Source organism: Acidobacteriota bacterium (assembly GCA_028874215.1).
GTDB lineage: Bacteria > Acidobacteriota > UBA6911 > RPQK01 > JAJDTT01 > JAJDTT01.
The window spans coordinates 185,033-210,197 of the sequence record JAPPLF010000042.1 but is presented as its reverse complement, the minus strand read 5'-3'; the positions used below and the strand labels follow the sequence as shown (position 1 = coordinate 210,197).

Genomic DNA, 25,165 nt, shown 5'->3' with positions numbered 1-25,165 from the left:
GCGAAACGCACGGAGTCGACATGGTGATACGGAATAGCCGGATTCGCGGTTTCGCGAGCGACACCAATGCGGGGATCTGCCCCGAAGCCTGGGAGGCGCTGGACCGCGCCAATCGGGGACACGCTCCCGCCTACGGCTTCGACTCCCATACCCAGGAGGCGCGCGCCGCGATTCAGGACGTTTTCGCCACCGATTGCCTCGTCTACTTCGTCTTCACCGGTTCGGCCGCCAATTCGCTGGCCGTGGCTCACCTCTGCCGCAGCTATGAGCTGGCCATCTGCCATGAGACGGCCCATCTCGACCTGGGGGAATGCGGCGGGCCCGAGTTCTTCAGCGGCGGCTCCAAAATTCTGCCCCTACCCGGAGAGCACGGGAAACTGGACGCCGCCGGCATCCGGAACGCGGTCGAGACCCGGACCCGCGACTTCCAGTATCCCGCGCCGCGGCTCGTCAGCCTGACCCAGGCCACGGAGGCGGGAACCGTCTACAGCCTGGAGCGGCTGCGGGAGATCTCGCGTCTTTGCCGGGAGCTGGGACTCCGCGTCCACATGGACGGGGCCCGTCTGGCGAACGCCCTGGTCCACCTGGGTTGCGAGCCGGCCGACACGACCTGGAGAGCGGGGGTCGACGTCCTCTCCTTCGGCTGCACCAAGAACGGACTGCCCCAGGGGGAGGCCGTGGTTTTCTTCGATCGGGAGCTGGCTTCGGGCTTCGAGTACCGTTGGAAGCAATCGGGCCAGGTCGCTTCCAAGATGCGTTTCCTGTCGGCGCCCTGGACGGCCCTGATCAAGAGCGGCGCCTGGCTTCGCAACGCCCGGCACGCCAATGCCTGCGCCGCCCGGCTGGAGCGGGGCCTGAGACGGCTGGAGGGCATCTCCATCGCCTATCCCCGGGAGGCCAACGGCGTGTTCGTTCGGCTCCGGCCCGCCCTGGCGGAGGCCCTCAGGAATCGGGGCTGGACGGTGGGAATCATGCCCGGCGGCGCCGCCCGCTTCATGTGCAGTTGGGACACCCGGGACGAGGACGTGGATGCCCTGATCCGCGATTTCCGGGAGCTGGGAGCCGACCCGGCGCTCACTTGATTCGATGATCATCGACACCGTCGTCACGCACCCCGATTGGGCCGCCGCCTGGGGCAATTGGGGGAGGGTCGGAGTCCGCAGGATCGCGGACGCCTGCGCCGCCGCAGGAATCCGCAGGGTCTACTGGCGAGCCAACTGCGGCTCCCGGGTCTTCTACCCCAGCCGTCTCGAGGACACCTTTCGGGGTGAGGACCGGGAAGCGTGCGAGGTCCCCGAATACTGGAAGGTCACCCTGGCCGAGACCGACTACTCGACCTGGAACCTGCTGGAAGAGGCCGTGGAGTGCACTCTCGGAGCCGGTTTGGAGCCCTGGGTCTGGTACAGCCCCTACGAAGAGTCCCACGGCCAGGTTTCGCTGACCCGTTTTGCCCGGGAGCATCCGGAGTTCCACGCGGTGGCCCGGGACGGTCATCGCAGATCCTCCCGGCTCAGCTTCGCCTATCCGGAGGTGCGCCGCCACAAGCTGGCCGTGGTCGAAGAGCTCATGTCCTACGGCTTCCGGGGCGTTCTACTGGACTTCGTCCGCCAGTTGCCCCGGATCGACGAGAACCTGCCTCCGCAACTGGACCTCCACGGCGTCTGCCGTTACGGCTATGAGGAGCCGGCCCTGGAGAGTTACCGGCGGACCCACGGAGTCGATCCCAGGGAGCAGCCCAACCACAGCGATGCCTGGATCCGCCACCGGGCTGGGTACGTCACCCGGTTCATGGCGGAGCTCAACCGGCAGCCGAGGAACGGCAGTGGCGAATACCCGGTGAGCGTACTGGTGTCGCCGGAGAGCCCGCTAAGCCAGGTCCTTCCGGACTGGCCCCGCTACGTCCGTGACGGACTCCTGGAGGAGACGAGCCTCTGGAGGATCCGGACCGACGCCTTGCGGGGCGCGCTGGTGGACTGGACGTCGTGGCTCGCCGGGGGCCTGTGCCGGGAGGCGCACATCATGTTGCCCGAATGGAATCTGGCCCGCCTCGACCCGGAGGAGGTGAAACGCCAGATCCGCCACGCCAGGCGCTCGTCCGGCGGCGGAAGCGGCATCCTGGCCGGAATCTACTGCTACAACATGGACCAGCTCGGACTCGTGGAGGGTTCGGCGCGGTTGGAAGCGGGTGTTCGGGCGGCTGGTGAAGCGGGAGCCCGGGCCGTCGTCCTCTGGGAGTCCACCTCCATCGAGAGCTGGTCGGGATGGGACAAATACCTCCCCTCGGGCCTCTGGGCCACCGTGGCCAGGCTCGCCGCGGAGGCTTGATCCTCCGGCGCCGGTTCCGCTACCATGGCGGCAGTCGACCGCAGGGGCCGGCGTCCATAATCGTCTTATTCCCGTCTTCGAGCGCCCTCGGGCCGGGAGCCATGCACCGGAAAAAAGGAGTCGTCATGAGCAAGTCATCCATCAGCCGCCGTCGGTTTCTGTCTCGTTCCGCTGGAGCAGGGGCAGGACTGGCCGTCGCCGGTTTCCCCGGGATCGCCAGCGCCCGCAACGTGAACAACCGGCTCAACGTGGGGATCGTGGGTCCGGGCGGCCGCGGCACAAGCCTCCTCAAGAACTTTTTTGCCGACAACAATCGCTTCAACGCTCACCTGACGGCGATCGCCGATCTCTGGAGCTACCATCGGGACAAGGCCTCCAAGTTCGTGACGGAGAACCAGGGACAGGCCCCCAAGGTTTACCGTCACCACGAAGAGATCCTGGCCGACGCCGACGTGGACGCCGTCATCATCGCCACTCCCGACCACGCCCACGCCCAGGTCTTGACGGCGGCCGCCAAGGCCGGCAAGGACGCCTACTGCGAAAAGCCCATGTCCAATGTCCTGGCAGAGGCCAACGACGCCCTCGACGCGGTCAAGAAGGCCGGAACCATCGTTCAGATCGGGACCCAGAGGCGCTCCTGGCCCAAGTACCGGCAGGCGGCCAAGATGATCGCCGACGGCATCATCGGCGACGTGGTCAAGGTGGATATCCTCTGGAACGCCTACAGCCCCTACCGTTGGGCCGGGCGAGCCGAGCAGCGCGCCATGGTCAAAGAGAGCGACGTGGATTGGAAGAGCTGGCTCATGGGAAGGCCCGATCGTCCCTTCGATGCCAGGATCTTCCGCTGCTTCCGCCTCTGGAAGGACTTCTCCAGCGGCATCATCGACCAGTGGATGACTCACGGCATCGACTTGGCCCACATGTTGGCCGGGGTGACGACGCCGTTGAGCGCCGTGGCCCACGGCGGCATCTACCGGTACAAGGACTGGAGAGAGAATCCCGACACCTTGGAAGCGGCCCTGGAATATGAGAAGGACGGCAAGAAACTCCTGGCCGTCTACTCCACCAATCTCATCAACGGCTACGGGAAGGCGACGCAGGTCCACGGGACCCTGGGCAGCTTTTCACCCGGCGGCGGGATGGACTGGAAACAGGGCAAGGAGGAGCCCAACGCCGATCCGTCTCACGGTTGGCGATTCACCGGCAAGGGCGTCAAAGCCGACGGGAAGGTTGCCGACATGGTCGAGGTGCCCGATGCTCCGGGCGAAGTCAGCCACATGGCCAATTGGCTCGATGCGGTTCGCCAGCGGGACGCCAAGAGGCTCTACTGCAACGTCGACCACGGTTACGCCCATTCCATCGCCTGCATCATGTCCAACGATGCCTACTGGGCCGGAAGGCGCATGACCTTCGATCCGGTGAAGCGGACCATCCAGGCGGGTTGAGCGGGAGCGGGAGCGGCGGTTTCCTAACCGCCGGACTCCCTTTCCTAACCGCCGGACTCCCTCCGGAGAAAGCGTGGGCGACTGGAAGTCGCCCCTCCAGACTAAACGAGCCGCCGGAACCCGGTGTGTTTCACCGGACCGCCGATCCGCGGCTCGATATCCCCCTTCTGAATCGCCTCAGCCAGTTCTTGGAACACCGGCTCGCAGGCCTCCAGGAACTGCTCCACATGCGTCTCCTGGTGGGCAAACGTGGGATAGAATCCCCCCGCCACGAGGAAACCCAAATCCAGCATGCGCACGGTCCAAAGGGTCTGGAGAGCGGCCGCTTCAGGGTGGTCGAAATGGTAGAAGGTGAGGGCCGGATGACCGGTGGCGCCGAAGGGAACGCCGCATCGGTCTGCCAGCTCCTTCAGTCCCTGCCGCGCCGCCTCCCCGATCCGGGCCACGTGTGAACGAACGTCCACCCGCTGGAACTTGCGGATGGTTGCCAGCGCCGCCGTCGGACCCACCGCCTCCGTCCAGAGCGCGCTGGAGATGAAGCTGTTCTGGGCGGCCTGCATGATGTCGCGCCGGCCCACCACCGCCGAGATGGGGTGCCCGTTTCCGGTGGTCTTGGCGAAAACCGCCATATCCGGCTCCAGCCCATATTTGAGATGGGCGCCTCCCAACCACAGCCGCCAGCCGATGGTGATCTCGTCCATGATCAGGCAAGCTCCGCAGCGGGTGGCCAGTTCACGAATCTCTTCCAGGAAACCGGGATCGGGATCGAAGTTGCGCGTCGGCTCCATGACGATGGCGGCCAGATTCGAGCCGTGCCGGTCCACGATGGCCCTGAGTTCCTCGATCCGGTTGTAGGTGAAGGGCATGGCGGTGCCGGCGAGTCCGCTGGGCACTCCGGCCGGTTCCAATCCCGGCATCAGGTGCCCGCCTCCCAACCGGTCCACCGTCTCCTCGCTGGGGTCCACCGGAATGTTGGCGGCCAGATACCAGTCGTGCCAACCGTGGTAGCCGCAGAAGGCCACCTTGTCCCGTCCGGTATAGGCCCGGGCGATCCGCACCGCGATGGTCATGCTTTCTCCACCGAGGCGCCCGAACCGGACCATTTGAGCCCAAGGGTGGAGCTCCAGCACCAGCTCGGCCAATTCCACCTCGTCGGGAGGATTCAAGGAAGACATGCAGCCATTGCGGACCCGCCGGATCACCGCTTCGGTAACATCGGGGTCGGCATAGCCCAAGAGCGTGGCGCCAATGCCGCACATGGACATGTCGATGTAGTGATTTCCGTCCGCGTCCACCGTCTCACAGCCCCGGGCCTCAGTGAAATAGGCGGGCCATTGCCCCGGAGCGGTCATCTCCTGGCGCTTGCCGTAAAGCTGCGTCGCGCCTGGGATGAGCTCCCGGGCCCGGTCGTACATCTTCTGACCCAGGATTCTTTTATTTCCTTTTTTGTTAACTATTTGCAATTTACTATCTCCTAAGTTGCCTGATCTTTTCCAATGACTTCAAGTAAGACTTCGCGCCGGTATTGAAGCGAAAGATATCCAACCACCGGGGCCCGGTCAACAGTCCTGGTTGACCACACCCCATGGCTTCGAGGCCTGGCATGGGGACTCGCGCGCCCGTCCTCGATCCAATATGATGAGTCGCCCTGAGACGGACTCTTCTCCTCTGAATTCGGGAGCCTGACGAACATGGTGCACGACCCCGGGAAGATCTACTCGGCCGCCCTCATCGGTTGCGGCTCCATGGGCAGCTACTGCATGGACGAGCTCCAGGACGCGCCGGGCCGAATCCTGCTTCCTTTCGGACACGCGGAGATCCTGAAGACTCATCCGCGCACCCGGTTGGTGGCGGGTGCGGATCCGGACGGGGAACGTTTGGAGGACTTCGGGAAACGATGGGGGGTCGATGCCCTCTATTCGGACCACCGCGAGATGCTCGAGGCCGAGCGTCCCGAGATCGTCGCCATCGCCAGCCCTCCGGATTTCCACGCTTCCCAGGTCGTCGACTGCGCCGGCAACGGCGTGAAGGGCATTTTCTGCGAGAAACCCTTCACCACCACGCTGGCGCTGGCCGACCGGATGATCGCGTCCTGCCGTGAGAGCGGCACCAGCCTGGCCGTCAACCACACCCGCAGAGGCGACCCTCTGATCCTCCGTTCCCGCCGCCTCCTGGACGAGGGGGGAATCGGGCAGGTCCTCAGCATCGTCGCCACCTGGCCCGGCCGTCTATTCCTGTCGGGAACCCACTGGTTCGACCTGGTGAACTGCCTGGCTGGAGACAAACCGCCGGTGTGGGTCGTGGGACACTCGGAAGATCCCGAAATATCCATGGTGGCCATTCCCACGCAGCGGGGACGGGATCTGGGCGGCAGCCTCTATGCCGTGTATCCGAATGGGATTCGGGCGTTCTTCAACGGCAGGGACAGTCATGCCGGCTACCGGGTGGAGGTGAACGGCACCAAGGGCGTACTCAGCATCGGGACCACCGAAGTCCGCCTCCGGAAGACCAACTCCGGGAGCGTGTTCCGGGAGCTCCTGGAACACCCCTTCCCTCAGATGATGCACCATACCGCGCCCATGGTTTACCTGCTGGAAGACCTGCTGGAGGCGGTGGAAACAAGGCGCGAGCCCCTCTCCAACGGAATCACGGCCCGGAATGCCCTGGAGCTGATCCTGGCGACCCACGAATCCTCCCGGAGAGGCAACGTCAAACTCCAATTGCCCCTTCAGGATCGAGAGACGAGCCCGCCGTTCCAGTGGCAAAAGCCCGACGGCACCACCTTCTACCGCGCCACCGCAAAGGACGGCTCTCCGCCCGCCGATGATTCGTAACCGCAGCCTCCTGGTGGCCAAGCTGGTCGTTCTGCTGGCGTGGACCTCGTCGTGCGCCCCCGGGATCGACCCGAGTGTTGTTCCCGACACCGCCGCCGACCGTTCCGAGAGCCTCCGTTTCGCGTGGCAGGGGGATCTGACGCCCATGTGGCACCCGTCCGGATACGAAACCTTCAGTCAGGCCGTCATTTTCTTTCTCGTCTTCAACAAACTGGTGCGGCTCGGTCCGAATCTGGCGACCATACTTCCCGACCTGGCCGAGAGTTGGGAGGTTTCGCCCGACGCCCGCATCTTCACGTTCCGCTTGCGGCAAAACGTCCACTGGCACGACGGCGAGCCCTTCACGGCCCGGGACGTGGTGTTCAGCTTCAGCCGTCAGCTCCTGGAGCCCTACCGGTACGTCAAGTACGCCGGGGCGATCGCCGGCGCGGAATCCTACGAGGACGGAAACTCCGACCGGCTCGAGGGTCTGGAGGCACTCGACGACTTCACGGTCCGAATCACGCTTCGGGGACCCGACGTCACGTTCCTGCAGAAGCTAGCCGAACCGTCCATGGTGATCATGCCGGCTCACCTCCTGGCGGGAATCGAGCCGGACGCCGTGCAGTCGGCTTCCTTCACCACCACTCGTCCAGTGGGCACCGGCCCCTTTCGTTTCGTGAAATACCTGACCGATCTCTACGTGGAGTTGGAGTCGAACCCGGACTACTTCCGGGGGGCTCCTTCCATCCGCAAGGTCTACATGAAGCGTCTCCGGCCCGAGGTGACGGTGGCGCAATTGGAGAGCGGCGAGCTGGACCTGGGAATGCGGCTTCAGTTGCTGGACTACGACCGGTTGGCGGAACTGTCCCATCTGGAGACGACGACCCGTCCCGGCATCGGCATGATCTCGGTAGGATTTCCCCTGGACCGCCCCGTGGTTCAGGACCGGCGCTTGCGCCAGGCCATCTACTGCGCCATCGACCGGAAGCTCGTCGCCCGGACCCTCTTCCGGGGCCGGGCCAAACCCATGGAGGGGATCCCGCTGGGCATGGAGCCTGACGCGAGACTGGACCCCTACGAGTATGACCTGGAAAGGGCAAAGAGATTGCTGAGGGCATCGGGCTTCGACACGGCGACGCCCCTTCGCCTCATCTACGACCAGACCTATCCCAGCGCGGCTCAGATCTATCCCATCATCGGGCAGCAGTTGAGAGCCCTGGGCCTGAGGTTGGAGTTGCATGCCATGGAGTCGACGGCGTACATCGCCCGCCGCTACGAGCAGCGGGACACCTACGAGATGTCCGGCTCCCACGGCGGCGCCTACGGCCTTGGGCCTCAGGTGACCTCCACCTACTTCAACTGCCAACGGCACGACTGGCAGTACGGCTATACCAATTGCGACCTGGATCGTTACTTCGAGGAAGCGACGGCTACCGTGGACCCGGACCGGCGGCGCGAGATCTACTTCCAGGCCGCCCGCCTGCTGAACCGGGATCTGCCCATCATGCCTCTCTGGGCGCCCGACGAGGTCCACGCGCGTCACCGGCGGCTGGGGGGAGGCTTCGCTCTGCACCGCGACGCACGCCGGACATTCGGCAACGTCGAGACCTGGGCCCTGAATCCTTAGCGGACCATCCATGGGCCGTTACCTGCTCCGCCGCCTGCTCATCGCGATCCCGGTCCTGTTGGGGATCACCTTCGTCGCCTTCGCCGCCCTGGCCCTCGCTCCCGGAGACCCGATTCTGGCCCGGATCGATCCCAGCATCCTGGCCCAGCAGTCGCCGGAATGGATCGAGGAGCGCCGCCGCGAGCTGGGTCTGGATCAACCGATTCCCGTCCAATACGTCAGGTGGCTGTCGGGCCTGGTCCAAGGGGATCTGGGTTACTCGGTGGCGACCCGCCGGTCGGTGGGCGACGAGCTTCGGACCCGTCTACCCGTCAGCCTGAAACTCATGGGGGCGGCCCTGCTGTTCGGTATCGTCCTGGGAGTTCCATTCGGCGCGCTGGCCGCGCTCAAGCAACACTCGCGGCTGGACTACGCCCTCAGTTCCCTCACCATGCTCCTGATCTCGACCCCGACCTTTTTTCTGGGCCTGCTGGCCATCTACCTGTTCGGTGTCCATCTGCGGCTGCTTCCGACGGGAGGGATGGCGACCCTGGGCGCCATCCCCAACCTGGCCGATCAATTGCGGCACCTGGTGCTGCCGGCCACGGTCCTGGGACTGCGGAACGCGGCATTGCTGATGCGCCACACCAGGAGCAGCCTGCTGGAGGTCCTGCGCGAGGACCACGTGACCACGGCCCGCGGCAAGGGATTGTCCCGGCGGGTCGTCTTCCTGCGGCACGTCCTGAGGAACGCCCTCATCCCCATCATCAGCGTCCTGGGATTCCTGCTGCCGGAATTGGTGGTGGGAGCGGTGATCACGGAACAGGTCTTCGCCTGGCCGGGGATGGGATTCATGGCCGTCCGGGCGGCTGCGGACCGCGACCCCTCCATGCTCATGGGTGTGGTCCTGGTGGTGGGGATCGGAGTCCTGATCAGCACTCTCGCGGCCGACATCGCCTACGCCGTCGCCGACCCGAGAGTCCGTCTCACTCAGAAGCAGAAGACATGGATCTGACCCGAGACGAACAGAGACCGGCGAGAACCCGCCGGGGTCCCGGCCCCTGGGCGCGATTCCTCCGCCACCGGCTCGCCTGCGGCGGTGCGATATTCCTGGGAGTCATCATCCTGGCCGCCCTTCTGGCTCCCTGGGTGGGCCGGCATGACCCCTTCCACACGGAACTCGAGCATCTCAACCAGGCGCCCGACTCGGTCCATTGGCTGGGAACGGATCTGATCGGAAGGGACGTCTGGAGCCGCGTGATCCACGGCAGCCGCACCTCGCTGACCGTGGGAATCCTGGCGGTCGCCCTCTCCACGCTGATCGGTTCGCTGTTGGGAGCGCTGGCGGGATATTCGGGCGGTCCCGTCGATCAGGCCGTCATGAGGGCCACCGAAGTCATGATGAGCATCCCGGTCCTGCTCATGGTGATGCTGTTCGTGTCCCTCCTGGGTCCCAGTCTCGCTTCGGTCACCCTGGTCATCGGGCTGCTGGGCTGGTCCAGCACCTGCCGGGTCGTGCGGGGAGAGGTCCTGGTGCTCCGGGAGAAGGAGTTCATCGTGGCGGCCCGCTCCCTGGGCAACGGCCACGCCCGCGTCATCCTGCGGCACATCCTGCCCAACACCGTGGGCCCACTGAGCGTCATCGCCACTTTCGGCTTCGCCAACGCCATCCTGCTGGAGGCGGCCCTCAGCTTTCTGGGCCTGGGAGTTCCCCCTCCCACGCCGAGTTGGGGCGGGATGCTCAACGAGGCCCAATCACCCACGGTCCTGGCCGGCATGCCCTGGCTCTGGATGGCGCCCGGGGCCGCCATCGCGCTGACCGTGCTGGCCGTCAATTTCATCGGCGATGGACTGAGGGACTCGGCGGACGTCCGCTCCCTCTGAGCCGGAGCGCTCCGGTCCGCCAGCCTCAATTCTCCACCAGACCCAGTTCCCTGGCCTTCCGCCGGATGTGGCGCATTCGATCCAGGACCGGGACCAGCCGCGCACCGTCGGGCGTGGCACGGGCCAGGTGGAAGAACTCGTAGAGATCGAAGCCGGCGAAGCGGCGGTCCCGCCAGGTCCGCTCCATGTCGCCGACATACTCCTCGATGGGGATGGCCCGGGCCACGTACCGGTTCAGGTAGACCGGCAGGGCCAGACGATCCGTCACCCCCAGGACCTCGGAGACCACCGGGTCGGCCAGGATGTTTGTCAGCTTGCTCCTCCGGGCGGGAGTTCCGTCCAACGGATCCTCCGCGGCCTCGTACCAACTGGATCTCAGGGTCACGGCGTCGGCGAGTCCTTCTTCCAGCCACTGACGCCAGGCGAAGTGGACGTTGGCCGGGAAACCCATGAGCTGACCGAAGACGGGATCGGGGCGGAAGGCCTCGGTGTGGACCTGCACCTGGAAGAGCTTGCCGGCTCTCCGGGTCATGGCGCTGGCGTCGCGGACGAATCGGGTGTAGGCCTCGCCGCGGAGAGCGCCCAGGAGGTCCGGATCGAAGTCTTCGCGCCTGATGTCGACACCGTAGCGTTTACGGTAGGCCTCCACTACGGGCGGGTTGAACCCGTACTCATAGGGCTCGTCGGTGAGGGTTCCATGGGCCGACACCCGGAGCACCACGCCGTCGACCCCCTTCTCCAACATGCGGTTGACCCGCCAGTTCCAGAGTCGCTGCACCTCGGGATGGAACTCGCACGGCGCGGCCGGAAGATATTCGTTCTTGCCCCGGGCGAATGCAATGAAACCGCCTCCGGCCCCCCGGCCCAGCTCGGCGCGGTGTTCATGCCAGGAACTGGTCTGCGATCCTTCCGGCGTCGTCCCTTCGGCGCCCGGTCTGCGAACGCCATCCAGATGGAACCGGCGGGTGCCGTAACCCGAGTCGAACTCCAGACCGTAAGTCCGAAAGTCGCGCGGCCGAACCCAGGTGGCGTCGCCGGTGGCCACCACGATGGGCAGAGGTTCGCGATCCGGACCGAAGACCTGGATCATTCCCAGAGCCGTGTTCTCGAAGTCGGCGGGTCCAGCTTTGAAGTTTGTGGCCAACACCAGATAGCGATCTCGAAGATCGAGGCCGGTGAGATTGAGAACCCGGACAGGATCTCCTTTCTCAGAAACTGTTTGCCCGTAATAGTCTCGAATTTTTTGGAAGCAGGGCTCCACCGTCTCTTCGAGCCGGAAGCCCATCCGCCGGCGCCGGTAGCGGTAGTTGTCCGGACTGCTCCAGATCTCCAGATGCCGGGCCCGGATCCGGGTGGGGGAATCGTCCCGCTTGATCAGGCGGATCTGGCGGATGGGAAGGGACTGAAGGTCCGGTGGACCCTTGAGGGGACGGCGTTGAATCCGGGTGTGGGGAAACCGCTCCATGAAGGGGTTGAAGCACTGGAGGCTGCCCCCGATCCGGCTCATGGGGGTGTCGGGATCCGATTCGGGAGAGCCTTCGGGAAAGGTGGCCGACATCCCGGTGTGGTAGGGCTTCAGGACACCGAAGATCTCCAGCCCGCGCCGGTGAGCCGCCCCCACGGCGGCTTCCAGCGGCTCGCCGACGGCCGCCAACGTGCGGGGTCCGTACTTCGCCCAGGGGGTGCGAAGCATGTTGGTCCCGGCGCCGTACCGGTGCTGCTCCAGGTCTCCCAGGTACTGCCAGTAAACCCGGCTGACGCCCAGGCGGCGGGCCTCCCGCATCATCAGGTCCAGGGTGCGGGGCGTGTAGAGGCCCCGGCCCCCGTCGCCGAAGAAGTCCACCGTCATGGAGAGCTTGAAAGGCGGCTCCCGGTCGACCCGAACCGTGGGCATTGAGTCCCGGCCGTCAGGAGATATGGGCGCCCTGGGTCTCCACGTAAACGGCGTAGAGGGATTGGCTGGCGGTCATGAAGAGGCGGTTCCGTTTCCGGCCGCCGAAGCAGACATTGCCGCAGATCTCGGGGAGGCGGATCTGCCCGATGCGTTCTCCGTCCGGCGCGAAGATGTGGACTCCGTCGTAGCCGTCTCCGACCCAGCCGGCGCTGGCCCAGATGTTGCCGTCCACGTCCGCCCGGATCCCGTCCGCGAATCCCGCCTTGCCGTTCAACTCCATGGAGGTGAACTCGCGGCCGCCGGAGAGGCGTTTCCCGTCGACGATATCCCAGACCTTGATGTTCTTGGGCGCTTCCGGGTAGTGGGAGGCGCCGGTGTCGGCCACATAGAGCATCTTGTAGTCTGGAGAGAAGCAGATCCCGTTGGGCTTGAAGATCTCGTCGGTCACCTTGTCCATCCGGCCGCTCACGGCATCGATCCGGTAGACGGCTTCCTTGATGTGGAGCGTTCCCTTGTGCCCCTCATAGTTCATGAGGCTGCCGTATCCCGGATCGGTGAACCAGATGGCGCCGTCGTCCGGATGCACCACCGCGTCGTTGGGTGCGTTGAGCGGCTTCCCTTCCCACTCGCCGGCCAGCACCGTCGCCGTGCCGTCCGGCTCGTAGCGGACCACCCTCCGGGTGCCGTGCTCGCAGGAGATCTGGCGTCCCTGGTAGTCGAACGTGTTCCCGTTGCTGTTGCCCGAGGGGGACCGGAAGACGCTCACGTGTCCGTCCTCGTCCAGCCAGCGCAGTTGGCGGTTGTTGGGAATGTCGCTCCAGACCAGGTAGCGCCCCACCCCGCTCCAGGCGGGCCCCTCCGCCCAAAGGGTTCCGGTGTAAAGACGCTGGATGGGGGTATTCCCCAATTTGTAGCGGGCGAAGCGTTGGTCCAGCACCACGATGTCGGGATCCGGATAGCGCACCGGCTGCGCCGAGGGACCATATTCCCGGCCCAGGACGGGAACCGAGGCCGCCGCAGCCGCCAGGAAGGAGCGCCGCCCCCACCGGTCCCATCGGTAGGACGAAGTTCTCGCCGTCTGAACTTGTTTTGGTGTCAATTCCGCGCTGGCGCCTGCCTTCATGTTGAACCTCCCCCCTCAGCATGGCACATCCATTCGCGAGGATGAAGCAGGGGCACTCCTTGAGAGGGCGCCCTCTTTCGTTTCACAAACTAGAAAACGAGTTGGCCAAGAGCAAGCACCAGCGTCACGATGCCGGCAGCCATGACCCGGAGCCAGCGGTAGAGAGTCTTGAACTCCTCGGCCACTTCGGCCTTGATCTCAAGGATGTCCCGCTTCGTCGCCAAGTGGAAGGAACTTACATCCAAAGAGACCCTTGATGTTGGGCAATCCGACATCTATCAGATACTCGCCTGCGCCCAAGCATACAACGCCAAACGTCTCCTTCTTCTATACCCCTGGCTTGAGGAATTGGAAAAGGAGGGATTCCTCAGACGTTGGCGCGCGACCGGATCCCCCCGTCGATTGGATATCGCGGCAATCAACGTGAGTCGACCGGATTCAGTCGTTAGTACTCTACGCCGAATGGCCAAGCGGGAAGCGTGGTGATCCTTGGTCGAGACGTCACACGGAACTCCAGCGGCCAAGAAGCACGACATTGCCGCCACCGGATGCTCGACGTATATAGCGTTCATCTGCAGTGACGAATATCCCGTCTCGAAGCAATGCAACCGCGTGGTAGGCAGCATCGTAAAACGTGACGCCGTAGGCAATGGCAAGTTCCACGGTTTGCTCCCGCCAACGTTCGTCGGGCCGCACTTCCGTCAACTGAAAATCGACCAGCGAAGTCAGAAGATCGTTGGCCTGATCGGGGAACCGGCGGACCAGAGTATTCCCCACTTCATAGAGCCAGAGTTGCGGGACGGCCAACTTAATGGCACCGGCTCGGGCTTCGTCAAGCAACGACAATGCAGACGCGGTGCCCGGCTCATCGTCGCCGGGCAGGACCCACTTGAGCAGCACCGAGGCGTCAGGGACGACTACGCTGATGGCCGTCGCTCCCGGTCTTGTCGAAGCCAACGGACCACTTCGTCGGTGCTGACCGGTGGCATCGTGGCGCGCAACTCATCCATCTTGGCGGCGGCGTCCAAACGTTTGCGCAGCCGTACCCATTCCAGAATCGCGACACTGACGGCTCGACTGCGTTCGCCGCGAGGCAGCTTCGCCAACACGTCCCACGCTTCATCCTGAACAACAATGTTGACTCTATGGGACATCGGACCTGATCCTCCGCTCTGCTCATGCATTTATACCATTGCCCATCAACCGTCAGATTCCCGGCAACGCTCGCAGCCGGCGAAATGGATGGACAACGTGCCGGGAAGAGAGTCCCCTCTCTCTACTCCGTCGGCCTTCTCGATTCCCGTCGCCGTGTCGCCTCCATGATCGGGAGATTCGCCTCGGTGGGGATGTAGATGGTCTCGCTGGAGCCGTCCTGGAGTCCCTGAATCCAGAGATATCTCAGGTAGGCTTCGTTCCCTTTGAGGCTGTCCCCAATGATCCGGTTGGCCTCCGCCACTCCCTTGGCCCGTTCGATCTCCGCCTGGCTTTCGAACTTTGCCGATTCGAGTCTGGCCTTGGCCTCTTCCACTCTCACCTTGCGACTGGACTGAGACTCCCGCAGCTTGGCCTCCCCGGCCAGCCCCTGCTCCCAGACCTTGTATTTCGGGCAACCGTACATACCACCCACGATGAAGAAGATCACACCCCACGACACCACCGTTCCATACACCCAACCTTCCGTCTTGTAGTCCATGGCCTGCCTCCCTTCCAGAAGTCCCTGTGGTCACCGGTTTTCGACAACAACTCCAATCGCTATAACGTCCAAGCGGGAGAAAAACGCGACGCGAAAATGTCGAGCCGGACCGGCCGCCCCGGGTCGATTGCTCCGGCGCCGGCCGCTTGCCCATGGCTGGCCGAATCGGGTTAGAATCGGCGAATGCCGAAAAAGACGGACCCCAAAGCGGCGGGAGATGCCCGGCCGTCCCGGTCATTGGACTTCCTCCGGGCGATTCTCGAGGACGACCTGAAGACCGGACGCTTTCAGGGCCGCGTCCAGACCCGATTTCCTCCCGAGCCCAACGGCTACCTCCATATCGGGCACGCCAAGGCCATCTGCCTCGACTTCGGATTGGCCGAAGAGTACGGGGGTCTCTGCAATATGCGCTTCGACGACACCAATCCCACGAAGGAGGAGCGGGAGTACATGGTGAGCATCCTCGAAGACGTGCGCTGGCTCGGCTTCGACTGGGGGGACCGCCTCTACCACGCCTCGGACTATTTCGAGCAGCTCTACGAATTCGCCTGTCAACTCATTCGGGACGGCAAGGCGTATGTGGACAGCCTCACCGCCACCCAGATCCGGGAATTCCGGGGCACTCTCACCGAGCCGGGCCGCAACAGCCCCTATCGGGAACGGACGGTGGAAGAGAACCTGGACCTCTTCGAACGGATGAGGAATGGGGAGTTCCCCAACGGCACTCACGTGCTCCGGGCCCGCATCGACATGGCTTCAGGCAACTTGAACCTTCGAGACCCGGTCATGTACCGGATCCTCCATGCCTCCCACCTTCGAACGGGAGACAAATGGTGCATCTACCCGACCTATGACTTCGCCCACGGCCAGTCCGACTCCCTCGAGAAGGTGACTCATTCCATCTGCACCCTGGAGTTCGAAGACCATCGTCCCCTTTACGACTGGTTTCTGGAGAACCTGGGAATCTACCGCTCCCAGCAGATCGAGTTCGCTCGCCTCAACATCACCAAGACCATCTTGAGCAAGCGAAAACTCTCCCGGCTGGTGAAGGAGGGCTACGTGAGCGGCTGGAACGATCCCCGCATGCCGACGCTGTCGGGGATGCGCCGCCGGGGCTACACGCCGGAAGCGATCCGGGACTTCTGCGCCAAGGTCGGGGTCTCCAAGAAAGACAGTATCGTGGAGGCGCAGATGCTGGAGCACAGCCTCCGCCAACACCTGAACCAGACTTCCCCCCGGGTCATGGGCGTGCTCCGTCCGCTCCGGGTGGTCATCGAAAACTATCCTCCCGACCAGGTGGAGGAGTTGACGGCCATCAATAATCCCGAGTGTCCCGAGGCGGGGGTCCGGAAGGTCCCCTTCTCACGAGTCCTCTACCTGGAGCGGGAGGACTTCATGGAGGACCCGCCCCGCAGATTCTTCCGGCTGGCCCCCGGACGCGAGGTCCGACTGCGCTACGCCTACTTCATCACCTGCGTCGGCGTCGTCAAGGACGACGAGGGACGAGTCGTGGAGTTGCGCTGCACCTACGACCCGGCAACGCGGGGAGGAGATGCGCCCGACGGACGACGGGTCAAAGCCACTTTGCACTGGGTCTCCGCCGCCCACGCCGTGAACGCTCAGGTTCGCCTTTACGACAGCCTGTTCACCAAGGACAACCCCTACGACGCCGGCGCCGGTTCGGACTTCATCTCGAACCTCAACCCCGAGTCTCTAAAGGTGCTCGAGAACTGTAAATTAGAGCCCAGCCTCGTCGATGCCCAGGGTGGGCGGCGGGTGCAGTTCGAACGGCTGGGGTATTTCTGCGTGGATTCGGAGGATTCGTCTCCCGGGCGGCTGGTCTTCAATCGCACCGTGACCCTGCGGGACGCCTGGGCCAAGATCCGGAAATCCCGGAAAAAGGTGGCTCGGAAGCGGCGCCGCGGCCGACGCTAGCAGCCCGGAAAACTGATCAGCAGTAGAGGCAGCGGATGTCTTCGAAGACCGTCGATTCGTCGGCCTCGGTCAGTACGTAGTCGATGACCACCCGCAGAGCCTTGTCCTGATCTCCCAGATCGTACTTGTCGGCCATCTGCTTGAGCCAGTCCACGTGATTCGGATTCAATTGATAAATCGCTTCGACCTTGGGTCCAGCCATCAGAGCGCCCTCCTGAAATAATCCAACATCAGCACCAAAAAACGCCGCGGCCAGCGGCGGCCCGAGGCCGCTACCATTCGCCGTGCTTGTATCGCCTGGCCCAATCGACCCCTTGCCAGCTCATGAGCTTTCGGGGCCGGACGAACAACAGCCACCTGGGCTCATTCAGAGTCGGAACCAGATAGTCCGGTCCCCGGTGTCCCAGATAGCGCAGTGACATTCTGCGGGCGATCTCGACCCATCTGCCGCCGACGTTGGGCTCTTCCAGGACCTCGGCCTCGCCCCGTACCAGGACCCTCCGATTGTAGCGGGTGGAGTCGTCGATGCACAGAAACACCCGGGATTCCCGTTGAATGTGCCTGGCCCAGGCGGAACGGGCTCGTGGAATGATGTAGAAGCCGCCGTCACTGTACTCGAACCAGCACGGCACCACATAAGGCCATCCCTCCCGGTCGAGACAACCGAGCCGGCAAATGGGGTCTCCGGACAGGAATTCCTCCAGCTCCGCCGGGGACAGCTTCCCTACCTTACCCCGCCAGCTCCGGTCTTCGTCCGTCTTTCGACCCATCGCCGGATCACCATAGCCCAGTCGGAGGCGCCTCACAAGGGCTCCGCCAACCGCTGCCAGACAGCGGTTTCGCTCGTCCCCTTCCAGGTCGAAATCAGCGGTTGCCAAGTTCGCATCCGCTGGTCTTTGACGGTATCCTTTTCTTCATTATGGCGCTGACGACTCCTGCGACACCGGGTTTTCTGGACGCCTCCACCGTCGAGGTGCTCCGGGACGTCTCCGGGACCCGGCCTCCCCGTTGCGCCCTCTTCGACTTCGACGGCACGCTCAGCCTGATCCGCGAAGGTTGGCCCCAGATCATGATCCCCATGATGGTGGACATCCTGAAGGAGAGCGGCACCGGCGAGAGCGATGAGGAGCTGGAGCGTGTGGTGACCGACTTCGTCACCGAGCTGACGGGACGCCAGACCATTTACCAGATGATCCGGCTGGCGGAGGAGCTGGGGAAAAGGGGGGGCGCACCTGCCGATCCTCAGGACTACAAGAGCCGTTACCTGGACCTTCTGATGGAGAAGATCCGTCACCGGCGCCTGCGCCTGCGCACCGGAAAGGCCCGCCCCGCCGACTACCTGGTTCCGGGATCGGTTCAGATGCTGCGCGCCCTCCGGGAGCATGGAGTCCAGCTCTACCTGGCCAGCGGCACCGATGAGCAGTACGTCCGGGAAGAAGCCCGCCTCCTGGAGCTGGACGGATTTTTCGGTGGCCACATCTACGGCGCCCGGGAAGACTACGCGAACCACTCCAAGCGAATGGTCATCCAACGAATCCTCCGGGAAAACCGGATCGAAGGCGCCTCGTTGGTGGGCTTCGGCGACGGTTACGTGGAGATCGAAAACGTAAAGTCGTGCGGCGGAGTCGCCGTTGCGCTGGCCACCGACGAAGCCAATCCGGGCGGGGCTCCCGATCCCTGGAAACGAACACGGTTGAGCGCGGCGGGCGCCGACCTGTTGGTGCCCGACTTCCGGGACTGGAAGGTCCTCATCCGCTGCCTGTTCCAGCGAACGTGAATGCCCTTCCCTCAATTCGACCGCAGCCGCCTGCGCCTTCTGCCCCTGAGCCGGCGGACCCACGACCTGAAGGCGGCGGACGTGTCGAAGAGGCCGGAGGGAAGTCGAGAACCTTTCGAGCATCCGGCGCTGCCCCTGCTGGCCAAGCGGATCGTGGAAGCCTCTCGGACGGACCGATCCGTCATTTTCGCCTGCGGCGCGCATGTCCTGCGGGAGGGCAACGCCCCGCTGCTCATCGATCTCATGGAGCGGGGAATCCTGGGCCACCTGGCCCTCAACGGCGCCGGCGCCATTCACGATTTCGAACTGGCGCTGGTGGGGGAGACCTGCGAGAGCGTGGCCCGCTACGTGGCCGAAGGGCAGTTTGGTCTCTGGCGCGAGACCGGGCGCATCAACGAGGCGGCGTCAGCCGCGGCTCGGGACGGGATCGGCCTGGGGGAGGCCGTAGGCCGGATGATCCAGGAGGAGTCCTTCCCGTACCGGCGAGAGAGCGTCCTGGCCGCGGCCTACCGGCTGCAGGTCCCGGCTACGGTCCACGTCTCCATCGGCCAGGACATCATCCACCAGCACCCGGGATTCGACGGAGCCGCCACCGGGGCGGCCTCCTACACCGACTTCCTGATCTTCACCGAGTCGGTGACCCGCCTCCAGGGTGGAGTCTTTCTCAATATCGGGTCGGCCGTCATGGGACCCGAGATCTACCTGAAGGCCCTGGCCATGGCCCGCAACGTGGCTCACCCGGAAGGCCGGCGCATCGCCCGTTTCACCACGGCCGTCTTCGACCTGGTTCCCCTGGGGGACACCTCCCGGGAGGCCGGCAAGTCGGACCCCAGATATTATTTCCGGCCTTTCAAGACCATCCTGGTACGAACCGTGGCCGACGGCGGGGAGAGCTTTTACGTCCAGGGGAACCACGCGGCGACGGTCCCGGCCCTCTACGATCTGGTCCTCGACCGGATTCAGGCAGGGGAGCTCTCAGCAAACGATCCTTCACCGGAATCATGAAGAGACCCCGGCTGGAAGAACTGACGGGCCGGTTCCCCTCGTGCCGGGTCGCCGTCTTGGGAGATTTCTTTCTGGACCAGTACCTGGAGGTCGATCCGGATCTGGAGGAGAGAAGCCTGGAGACCGGAAAGAGTGCCCACCAGGTTGCCGCCGTTCGCTCCAGTCCCGGCGCCGCCGGAACGGTGGCGAACAACCTGGCCGCGCTGGACTGCGGCCGGATCCACGCCCTGGGAATCACCGGGGATGACGGCCCGGGATTCGAGTTGCGGAAGTGCCTGGACCGCATCGGCTGCACGACCCGGGGATTGCGGCGCCGGAAGGCAATGCTGACGCCCACCTACTTGAAACCGAGAGACCTGTCCCGGAAAGAACTATCCGGCGAACACGAGCGGTACGACATCCGCAACCGCGACCCCGTCCCGCCGGATCTCCTCCAGGAGATGTTGGCCGATCTTGAAGGCCTGCTGGATCGTGTCGATGCCGTCATCATCGAGGATCAGGTGGAACAACCGGACCTGGGCGTCGTGACTGCCGAGGTCCGCGACGGCTTGACGAATCTGGCACTCCGTCACCCCCGGGTCATCTTCTGGGCGGACAGCCGGGCCCAGATCCACCACTTCCGCGGCATGATTCTGAAGCCGAACCAGTTCGAGGTGGTGAGGCGTTCCAGTCCCGGACCCGGGGAGAGGGTCCCGATCGATTCCATTCGACAGGCCCTGCCCCGGTTCCGGTCCCGGAACGGCGCACCCATTTGTGTGACCCTGGGTGATGCGGGAGCTCTGGTGACCGACCCCGAGTTGACCCGGGTGCCGGCCGTCCGGGTGGAGGGTCCCCTGGACGTGACCGGCGCCGGCGACAGCTTCACCGCCGGCGCGGTCTTGGCGCTGTGTGGCGGAGCGAGCCTTCCGGAAGCCGCCCTGGTGGGCAACTTGGCGGCTTCGGTCACGATCCGGCAACTGGCCGTCACCGGTACGGCGAAGCCGCGTCAACTGGCGCACCAGTTGACGCGCTGGAGGGAGCAGAACTTGTAGGGGCGGCGATATCAGCCGCAGACTGCTGTCAGGAGAGCATGAACATGATCTTGAAGACTCTGGAATTTGTCGACCCTCTATGGTTGGGACTGGTCTTGGCGATTCTGGCCGGAATGACCGGTTGCACGCCTGCTCCGGAGAAGCCGGCGTCCACACCCCGCTCGATGGTCCTGAAGAATGGACTCTCCCAGGTCACGCTCGACCGCTGGGGAGGGGGCATCATTGATTTCCACTATCTGGACCACGGCGTCAACCCGCTGAGTTGGAGAGCCACGGAGGATATCGAACCGCTGAGTCCGGAAGGACCCAACCTCCAGGGGCACTTCATCTGCTTCGACCGCTGGGGCGCCCCGTCGCCGGCCGAGGAGAAGATGGGGATGCCCTACCACGGAGAAGCTCCCCGGGTGGTCTGGGAACGGCTCGACCCGGGCGCCGGCGAAGCCGCGGACAGCGAGCTCCGGATGGGATGCGAACTCCCCCTGGCGGGGATGGAGGTGAAGCGAACCGTCCGGCTCCAGGAGAATGAGGCGTCCCTCACGGTGACTGAAGCGGTCACCAACGTCCGGGCGGCGGGACGCGTCTACAACCTGGTGCAGCACCCCAGCATCGCTCCTCCCTTCCTGGACGACTCCACCATCGTGGACTGCAACGCCTCCCACGGGCTGGTCCAGGAGGAACCGGTGCCCCAATCGACCGACGACGCCGACCGGTGGCCCCGGATCTCCATTGGGGGAACGCCGGCGAACCTTCGTTTCTTCAACAGCACCGACGACGGCTCCTCGGGACACGACGTCACCGCGTTCATCTTCGACCCCGGAGTCGAGTACGGATGGGTGACGGCCGCGACGCCTTCGGCCGGTCTTCTGGTGGGTTATCTCTGGAAGATCTCCGAGTATCCATGGCTGAACATGTGGCGTTACCGGCACCAGGGGAAGGTGAGTGCCCGCGGGCTCGAGTTCGGGACCACGGGGATCCACCAACCATTCCCGACCCTCCTCGAACTGGGGAAAGTGTTGGACAAAGGAGTCTACGAATACCTGGACGCGGGAGAAACCCACACCCGGAGCTACATCCTGTTTCTGGCGCGGATCCCCAACGACTTCCGGGGCGTGGCGTCTGCCGAATACGATGGCGCCCAACTCCGCATCCGGGAGCGCCGCGATGACCAACCCAGGAGCTTGACCGTCGACGTGGGGGCCCTGCCGTAACCGTCCGGGGCCTGGTCGACCGACAACGAAAGGAGGACCGGCGGTTTCCTAACCGCCGAACTCCCGTGTGGCATATTTGGCGACGAAGACCGGGCGATTGGAAATCGCCCCTCCGTTTTCTTGGAAGCAAGGAGAGGAATCGATGAAGAGGATGTTCAGTCATCCCCGGCTCAGCCTGATGATGTTCCTGCAGTACGCCATCTGGGGAGCCTGGGCACCGGCCCTGGCCGGATACCTGGAAGCGCAACTGGGGTTCTCGGGGTGGGGGCTGGGACTGATCTACGCGGCCTTTCCCTTGGCCAACCTGGTGGCTCCGTTTACCGGAGGCCAGGTCGCCGACCGCTGGCTTCCGACCCAGGTGGCATTGGCCATCTTTCATCTTCTGGGAGCGGGATTCCTCCTCTGGATGGCGTACACCGAAACCCTGGGCGCCATGTTGATCCTGATGCTCCTCTACTGCCTGGTCTTCGCGCCCACCCTGGCCCTGACCAATGCCCTGGCGTTTCAGCATCTGGCCGACGGACAGCGGGACTTCGGGCCCATCCGGGTCTGGGGCACGCTGGGTTGGATCGGCGCCAATTGGGCTCTGACCGGCATGCGGGTCGCGCTGGACACGGAAGCGGCCGGCTACATCGACACCTTCGTCCTGGCGGCTGCATTCTCCCTGGTCCTGGGCCTCTTCTCCCTGGCGCTGCCCCACACGCCCCCCGCCCGCGAGGCTCCGGACCCGCTGGCCTTCCGGAAGTCGTTCGGGCTCCTCAAGGACCGGAACTACCTCAGCTTCTTCATCATCGCCTTCGTGGTGGCCACCGAGTTGCAGCTCTACTACATCCTCACCTTTCCCTACCTCCAGACCATCGGTCCCACAGTGGGCATCACCTCGGAGAATCTGCCCGCCTGGATGACCATCGGTCAGATCGCCGAGATCTTCACCATGGCGCTGATCCTCCCCTACGCTTTGGCCCGCTGGGGCGTGAGGGTCTCCATGCTGGTGGGCATCCTGGCCTGGCCCGTCCGCTACGTCATCTTTGCGGCCGCCTGGCCGCTGTACGAGACGGCTCCGACTCTGGTCTGGGTCGTGGTGGGCTCACTGGCGCTGCACGGTTTCTGCTACGTCTTCTTCTTCGTGGTGGCGTTCATCTACACGGACATGGTGGCGCCGTCCGATATCCGCGCTTCGGCCCAGTCGCTGATCAACGTGGCGGTCCTGGGCATCGGACTGTTCATCGGGAGCCTGTTCTCAGGCTGGCTCAAGGAGGTGGCCACAGTGGGCGGAACGACCCGCTACGACATCGTGTTTGCCGTGCCCGCAGTGATCACGGCCCTGTGCGCCCTCGTCTTCTGGCGAGTCTTTCGGGAGCCGGACGCCGGCCCCGGATCGGACGCCCGGTCGGGAAAGCTCGCTGCCTGAAAACCTGTAGTTCGCCGGGGGAGCCGAATCCCCCGACGCCGAGCGGGAAGCCGAAGCTATCCGCCGATCCCGGCCAACGTCACGGTCAGCCAGATCAGTCCTCCCACGGCGACCCAGGCCAGACCGAATCCCACCAGGCCCACCAGACCGGGCCGGGGAATCTCCAGTCCACCCGCCGAGATCAGCTTTTCGGTCTCGGCCGGCAAGGGATTCTCCGGGAGGGTGCAAGGCTCGTCGATCTTTTCGCCCTCCCGGACCGGGGTGTGGATGAGCCGGAAAAAATGGTCCAGCTTGGCCCGGGCCACGGGCCGGGTCAGAAAGCTGGTGACCAGGCCGGCCGCCGCGCCGCAGGAGAGATAGATGAGAATCTGGTAGGGCAGGCGGGTCCGGTAGGCCGCTTCGCCTCCCGCTCCTTGGACCACCTGCATGATTCCCGGGACCTGCTCATGGAGCCAGACCCGAACCAGGCCGGGAAGATAGTCGATGTTGAGCTGGAAGAACTGGGAGCTCCCCAGGGCGGCGATGGTCTCGAACGGATTGTGGGTCTGGGTCAGGTACCAGGCCAGAGCGGTGGCCACGGTGGAAGCCCAGACGGCCTTGGCCGTATAGCCTCTCCAGGTGATGCCGAACCAGAAGGCCAGGCCCATGAAGGTGGGAATGGGCTGGATGTAGCGAGTCAGGACCTGAATCACGTTGTCGAACTGGGTCAGCATCAGCAGCGCCAGGCAGACGATCCCGAGGCCGGTCAGGCGCCCGACCCACAGATAGTGGCGTTCACTGCCGCCGGGATGGATGAAGCGCTTGTAGATGTTCTCGGTGAAGAGCCCGGATCCCACCACCATCTGGGCGTCGCAGGTGCTCATCACCGCCGCCAGCAGCGAAGCCATGAGGAGCCCTACGAGCCCGACGGATATGGTGGGCAGAATGTCGTGGGCCGCCCGGCCGAAGACCTGGTTGGCGAAGGCGGCCAGGGTCCCGGGATCGGACTGGACCCGCTGGATCTCGGCGGCCGACAGGTACCCGTTCTCGGGCGTCAGGTAGATGATGATGCAGGCCAGCCCGGTGAAGGTCCAGGCGATGGTGCAGAACCGCTTGATGAAGTTGCCGACGGTAAAGCCGAAGCGCCCCTCGAACTCGGTGCGTCCGGCGCCGCAGACCCCCATGATGTGGGGCTGGACCACGATCCCGATGAGCCCGGTGAGGGAGAGCATCACGACATAGAAGAGCGTGATGGGTTCCTGACCCATGAGGCTGCTCACCTGTTCCGTGACCGTGAGGCTCAACAACTCGGAGCCGCTCCGGCCTGGCACGCCCTGGTGCAGCGCCTCGAATCCGCTGGAGGTCCCGGCCACCCGGGCCGCGGCGTTGAACGCGAAGGGGAGCAGCAGGAAGGAGAAGACGATGGTCAGGACGCCCTGGATGAAGTCGGTGATGATGGCGGCGCCCAGACCTCCGGCCATTCCGTAGAGGACGAAGAGCACCGTCATCCCGGCGACGGCGTATTCCATGGGGAAATAAGGCTTTCCCGTCGCGGGGTCGGTGCCTCCCGCAAGTCCCTCGATCATCTCGCCGCTGCCGTACAGGGCTCCGGCCATGAAGATCACCGACATCATGATCCCCAGGCACGAATAGAGCGTTGCGGTGGAAGAATCGTAACGGGCCTGGAAGAAGTCGCTGGTGGTCAGGGCCCGCATGCGGCGAAAGACGGGCGCGATGATCCAGTAGAAGGGTGTGGCCCAGAGCCACAGAAACTGGTACCAGATCCCGGCCAGGCCGTAGCGGAAGGACCCGGCGGCGACGCTCAGGGCCTGCTCGCTGCTGGTTCCGACTCCGAAGGCGAAGAACATCATGAAGACCTTGCCGAAGCGGCGTCCCCCCATGAAGAAGTCGGTGAGGTCCTTCACCTTCCGGTAGGACCAGAAGCCGATGAAGGAGACGGCCAGCAGGTAGAAGATCAGGACGACCCAGTCCACCCAGTGAAGTCCCAGCCAAACGGTTTGAGTCAGAATCAT

General features: G+C 64.5%; 23 protein-coding genes. 13 read left to right on the top strand and 10 right to left on the bottom strand.

Annotated features, from left to right (window positions below; translation table 11 throughout):
- Positions 1-20: 20 nt before the first annotated feature.
- From OXT71_08660 to OXT71_08650, 3 genes are all read left to right on the top strand, one after another.
- Positions 21-1,082, top strand: coding sequence for a low specificity L-threonine aldolase (locus OXT71_08660; GenBank protein ID MDE2926455.1), 1,062 nt, complete (start codon positions 21-23; stop codon positions 1,080-1,082).
- A 4-nt stretch (positions 1,083-1,086) separates the two neighbouring features.
- A complete protein-coding gene (locus tag OXT71_08655; protein ID MDE2926454.1) occupies positions 1,087-2,325 on the top strand; it encodes a hypothetical protein in 1,239 nt (412 codons plus the stop codon).
- A gap of 125 nt (positions 2,326-2,450) precedes the next feature.
- Entirely contained in the window at positions 2,451-3,770 is a 1,320-nt protein-coding gene (locus OXT71_08650) for a Gfo/Idh/MocA family oxidoreductase (protein ID MDE2926453.1), read from the top strand.
- A gap of 101 nt (positions 3,771-3,871) precedes the next feature.
- On the opposite strand, the gene OXT71_08645 is transcribed toward OXT71_08650, so the two are convergent.
- Positions 3,872-5,233 (bottom strand): aminotransferase class III-fold pyridoxal phosphate-dependent enzyme, encoded by a 1,362-nt coding sequence (locus OXT71_08645; GenBank protein MDE2926452.1) that lies wholly within the window; start codon positions 5,231-5,233, stop codon positions 3,872-3,874.
- Between the two features lie 228 nt (positions 5,234-5,461).
- Between OXT71_08645 and OXT71_08640 the strand changes: the two genes are divergently transcribed.
- Genes OXT71_08640 through OXT71_08625 form a run of 4 tightly spaced genes read left to right on the top strand, consistent with a single transcriptional unit; the run spans position 5,462 to position 10,076 of the window.
- Entirely contained in the window at positions 5,462-6,604 is a 1,143-nt protein-coding gene (locus OXT71_08640; GenBank protein MDE2926451.1) for a Gfo/Idh/MocA family oxidoreductase, read from the top strand.
- A complete protein-coding gene (locus tag OXT71_08635) occupies positions 6,594-8,213 on the top strand; it encodes an ABC transporter substrate-binding protein (GenBank protein ID MDE2926450.1) in 1,620 nt (539 codons plus the stop codon). The genes OXT71_08640 and OXT71_08635 overlap by 11 nt, the downstream gene beginning before the upstream one ends.
- A gap of 10 nt (positions 8,214-8,223) precedes the next feature.
- A complete protein-coding gene (locus OXT71_08630) occupies positions 8,224-9,207 on the top strand; it encodes an ABC transporter permease (GenBank protein ID MDE2926449.1) in 984 nt (327 codons plus the stop codon).
- On the top strand, positions 9,198-10,076 hold the full coding sequence (locus tag OXT71_08625) for an ABC transporter permease (protein MDE2926448.1): 879 nt from the start codon (positions 9,198-9,200) through the stop codon (positions 10,074-10,076). Before OXT71_08630 ends, OXT71_08625 begins: the two co-directional genes overlap by 10 nt.
- Positions 10,077-10,101: 25 nt before the next feature.
- Here OXT71_08625 and OXT71_08620 read toward each other — a convergent pair whose 3' ends face one another.
- The 6 genes from OXT71_08620 to OXT71_08595 form a co-directional block, all read right to left on the bottom strand.
- On the bottom strand, positions 10,102-11,970 hold the full coding sequence (locus tag OXT71_08620) for a hypothetical protein (protein MDE2926447.1): 1,869 nt from the start codon (positions 11,968-11,970) through the stop codon (positions 10,102-10,104).
- Positions 11,971-11,983: 13 nt separating this feature from the next.
- Positions 11,984-13,093: an SMP-30/gluconolactonase/LRE family protein gene (locus tag OXT71_08615; GenBank protein ID MDE2926446.1), complete on the bottom strand. Its 1,110-nt coding sequence runs from the start codon at positions 13,091-13,093 to the stop codon at positions 11,984-11,986.
- Positions 13,094-13,182: 89 nt separating this feature from the next.
- Positions 13,183-13,317 carry a hypothetical protein gene (locus OXT71_08610; protein ID MDE2926445.1) on the bottom strand — a complete coding sequence of 45 codons (135 nt, stop codon included), beginning with the start codon at positions 13,315-13,317 and terminating at the stop codon, positions 13,183-13,185.
- Between the two features lie 277 nt (positions 13,318-13,594).
- Entirely contained in the window at positions 13,595-14,050 is a 456-nt protein-coding gene (locus OXT71_08605) for a type II toxin-antitoxin system VapC family toxin (GenBank protein MDE2926444.1), read from the bottom strand.
- A complete protein-coding gene (locus OXT71_08600) occupies positions 14,011-14,247 on the bottom strand; it encodes a hypothetical protein (protein MDE2926443.1) in 237 nt (78 codons plus the stop codon). Before OXT71_08600 ends, OXT71_08605 begins: the two co-directional genes overlap by 40 nt.
- 122 nt (positions 14,248-14,369) lie before the next feature.
- Positions 14,370-14,786, bottom strand: coding sequence for a membrane protease subunit (locus OXT71_08595; GenBank protein MDE2926442.1), 417 nt, complete (start codon positions 14,784-14,786; stop codon positions 14,370-14,372).
- Between the two features lie 183 nt (positions 14,787-14,969).
- Between OXT71_08595 and OXT71_08590 the strand changes: the two genes are divergently transcribed.
- Positions 14,970-16,721, top strand: a complete 1,752-nt coding sequence (locus OXT71_08590) for a glutamine--tRNA ligase/YqeY domain fusion protein (protein MDE2926441.1) — start codon at positions 14,970-14,972, stop codon at positions 16,719-16,721.
- Between the two features lie 16 nt (positions 16,722-16,737).
- Here OXT71_08590 and OXT71_08585 read toward each other — a convergent pair whose 3' ends face one another.
- Entirely contained in the window at positions 16,738-16,923 is a 186-nt protein-coding gene (locus OXT71_08585) for a hypothetical protein (GenBank protein MDE2926440.1), read from the bottom strand.
- Positions 16,924-16,993: 70 nt separating this feature from the next.
- Positions 16,994-17,599: a pyridoxamine 5'-phosphate oxidase family protein gene (locus OXT71_08580; GenBank protein ID MDE2926439.1), complete on the bottom strand. Its 606-nt coding sequence runs from the start codon at positions 17,597-17,599 to the stop codon at positions 16,994-16,996.
- Here OXT71_08580 and OXT71_08575 point away from each other — a divergent pair.
- The 5 genes from OXT71_08575 to OXT71_08555 all read left to right on the top strand — a co-directional run bounded on the left by OXT71_08575 (position 17,593) and on the right by OXT71_08555 (position 23,153).
- Positions 17,593-18,498 (top strand): HAD family hydrolase, encoded by a 906-nt coding sequence (locus tag OXT71_08575; GenBank protein ID MDE2926438.1) that lies wholly within the window; start codon positions 17,593-17,595, stop codon positions 18,496-18,498. The two genes, OXT71_08580 and OXT71_08575, sit on opposite strands and share 7 nt — an antisense overlap.
- Positions 18,499-19,503: a hypothetical protein gene (locus tag OXT71_08570; protein ID MDE2926437.1), complete on the top strand. Its 1,005-nt coding sequence runs from the start codon at positions 18,499-18,501 to the stop codon at positions 19,501-19,503. It begins immediately after the preceding gene.
- The gene (locus OXT71_08565) at positions 19,500-20,534 is read left to right on the top strand and encodes a PfkB family carbohydrate kinase (protein MDE2926436.1); all 1,035 of its coding nucleotides are present in this window, start codon (positions 19,500-19,502) and stop codon (positions 20,532-20,534) included. The genes OXT71_08570 and OXT71_08565 overlap by 4 nt, the downstream gene beginning before the upstream one ends.
- A gap of 44 nt (positions 20,535-20,578) precedes the next feature.
- Positions 20,579-21,742 (top strand): hypothetical protein, encoded by a 1,164-nt coding sequence (locus OXT71_08560; protein MDE2926435.1) that lies wholly within the window; start codon positions 20,579-20,581, stop codon positions 21,740-21,742.
- A gap of 142 nt (positions 21,743-21,884) precedes the next feature.
- Positions 21,885-23,153: an MFS transporter gene (locus OXT71_08555; GenBank protein ID MDE2926434.1), complete on the top strand. Its 1,269-nt coding sequence runs from the start codon at positions 21,885-21,887 to the stop codon at positions 23,151-23,153.
- A 56-nt stretch (positions 23,154-23,209) separates the two neighbouring features.
- On the opposite strand, the gene OXT71_08550 is transcribed toward OXT71_08555, so the two are convergent.
- A complete protein-coding gene (locus OXT71_08550) occupies positions 23,210-25,165 on the bottom strand; it encodes a sodium:solute symporter family protein (protein ID MDE2926433.1) in 1,956 nt (651 codons plus the stop codon).

Excerpts from the sequence above, each read along its gene's own strand:
- OXT71_08660 (MDE2926455.1), top strand. The coding sequence starts at position 21 with ATGGTGATACGGAATAGCCGGATTCGCGGTTTCGCGAGCGACACCAAT.
- OXT71_08655 (MDE2926454.1), top strand. The coding sequence starts at position 1,087 with ATGATCATCGACACCGTCGTCACGCACCCCGATTGGGCCGCCGCCTGG.
- OXT71_08650 (MDE2926453.1), top strand. The coding sequence starts at position 2,451 with ATGAGCAAGTCATCCATCAGCCGCCGTCGGTTTCTGTCTCGTTCCGCT.
- OXT71_08640 (MDE2926451.1), top strand. The coding sequence starts at position 5,462 with ATGGTGCACGACCCCGGGAAGATCTACTCGGCCGCCCTCATCGGTTGC.
- OXT71_08635 (MDE2926450.1), top strand. The coding sequence starts at position 6,594 with ATGATTCGTAACCGCAGCCTCCTGGTGGCCAAGCTGGTCGTTCTGCTG.
- OXT71_08630 (MDE2926449.1), top strand. The coding sequence starts at position 8,224 with ATGGGCCGTTACCTGCTCCGCCGCCTGCTCATCGCGATCCCGGTCCTG.
- OXT71_08625 (MDE2926448.1), top strand. The coding sequence starts at position 9,198 with ATGGATCTGACCCGAGACGAACAGAGACCGGCGAGAACCCGCCGGGGT.
- OXT71_08620 (MDE2926447.1), bottom strand. The coding sequence starts at position 11,970 with ATGCCCACGGTTCGGGTCGACCGGGAGCCGCCTTTCAAGCTCTCCATG.
- OXT71_08615 (MDE2926446.1), bottom strand. The coding sequence starts at position 13,093 with ATGAAGGCAGGCGCCAGCGCGGAATTGACACCAAAACAAGTTCAGACG.
- OXT71_08600 (MDE2926443.1), bottom strand. The coding sequence starts at position 14,247 with ATGTCCCATAGAGTCAACATTGTTGTTCAGGATGAAGCGTGGGACGTG.
- OXT71_08595 (MDE2926442.1), bottom strand. The coding sequence starts at position 14,786 with ATGGACTACAAGACGGAAGGTTGGGTGTATGGAACGGTGGTGTCGTGG.
- OXT71_08590 (MDE2926441.1), top strand. The coding sequence starts at position 14,970 with ATGCCGAAAAAGACGGACCCCAAAGCGGCGGGAGATGCCCGGCCGTCC.
- OXT71_08585 (MDE2926440.1), bottom strand. The coding sequence starts at position 16,923 with ATGGCTGGACCCAAGGTCGAAGCGATTTATCAATTGAATCCGAATCAC.
- OXT71_08570 (MDE2926437.1), top strand. The coding sequence starts at position 18,499 with ATGCCCTTCCCTCAATTCGACCGCAGCCGCCTGCGCCTTCTGCCCCTG.
- OXT71_08565 (MDE2926436.1), top strand. The coding sequence starts at position 19,500 with ATGAAGAGACCCCGGCTGGAAGAACTGACGGGCCGGTTCCCCTCGTGC.
- OXT71_08560 (MDE2926435.1), top strand. The coding sequence starts at position 20,579 with ATGATCTTGAAGACTCTGGAATTTGTCGACCCTCTATGGTTGGGACTG.
- OXT71_08555 (MDE2926434.1), top strand. The coding sequence starts at position 21,885 with ATGAAGAGGATGTTCAGTCATCCCCGGCTCAGCCTGATGATGTTCCTG.
- OXT71_08550 (MDE2926433.1), bottom strand. The coding sequence starts at position 25,165 with ATGATTCTGACTCAAACCGTTTGGCTGGGACTTCACTGGGTGGACTGG.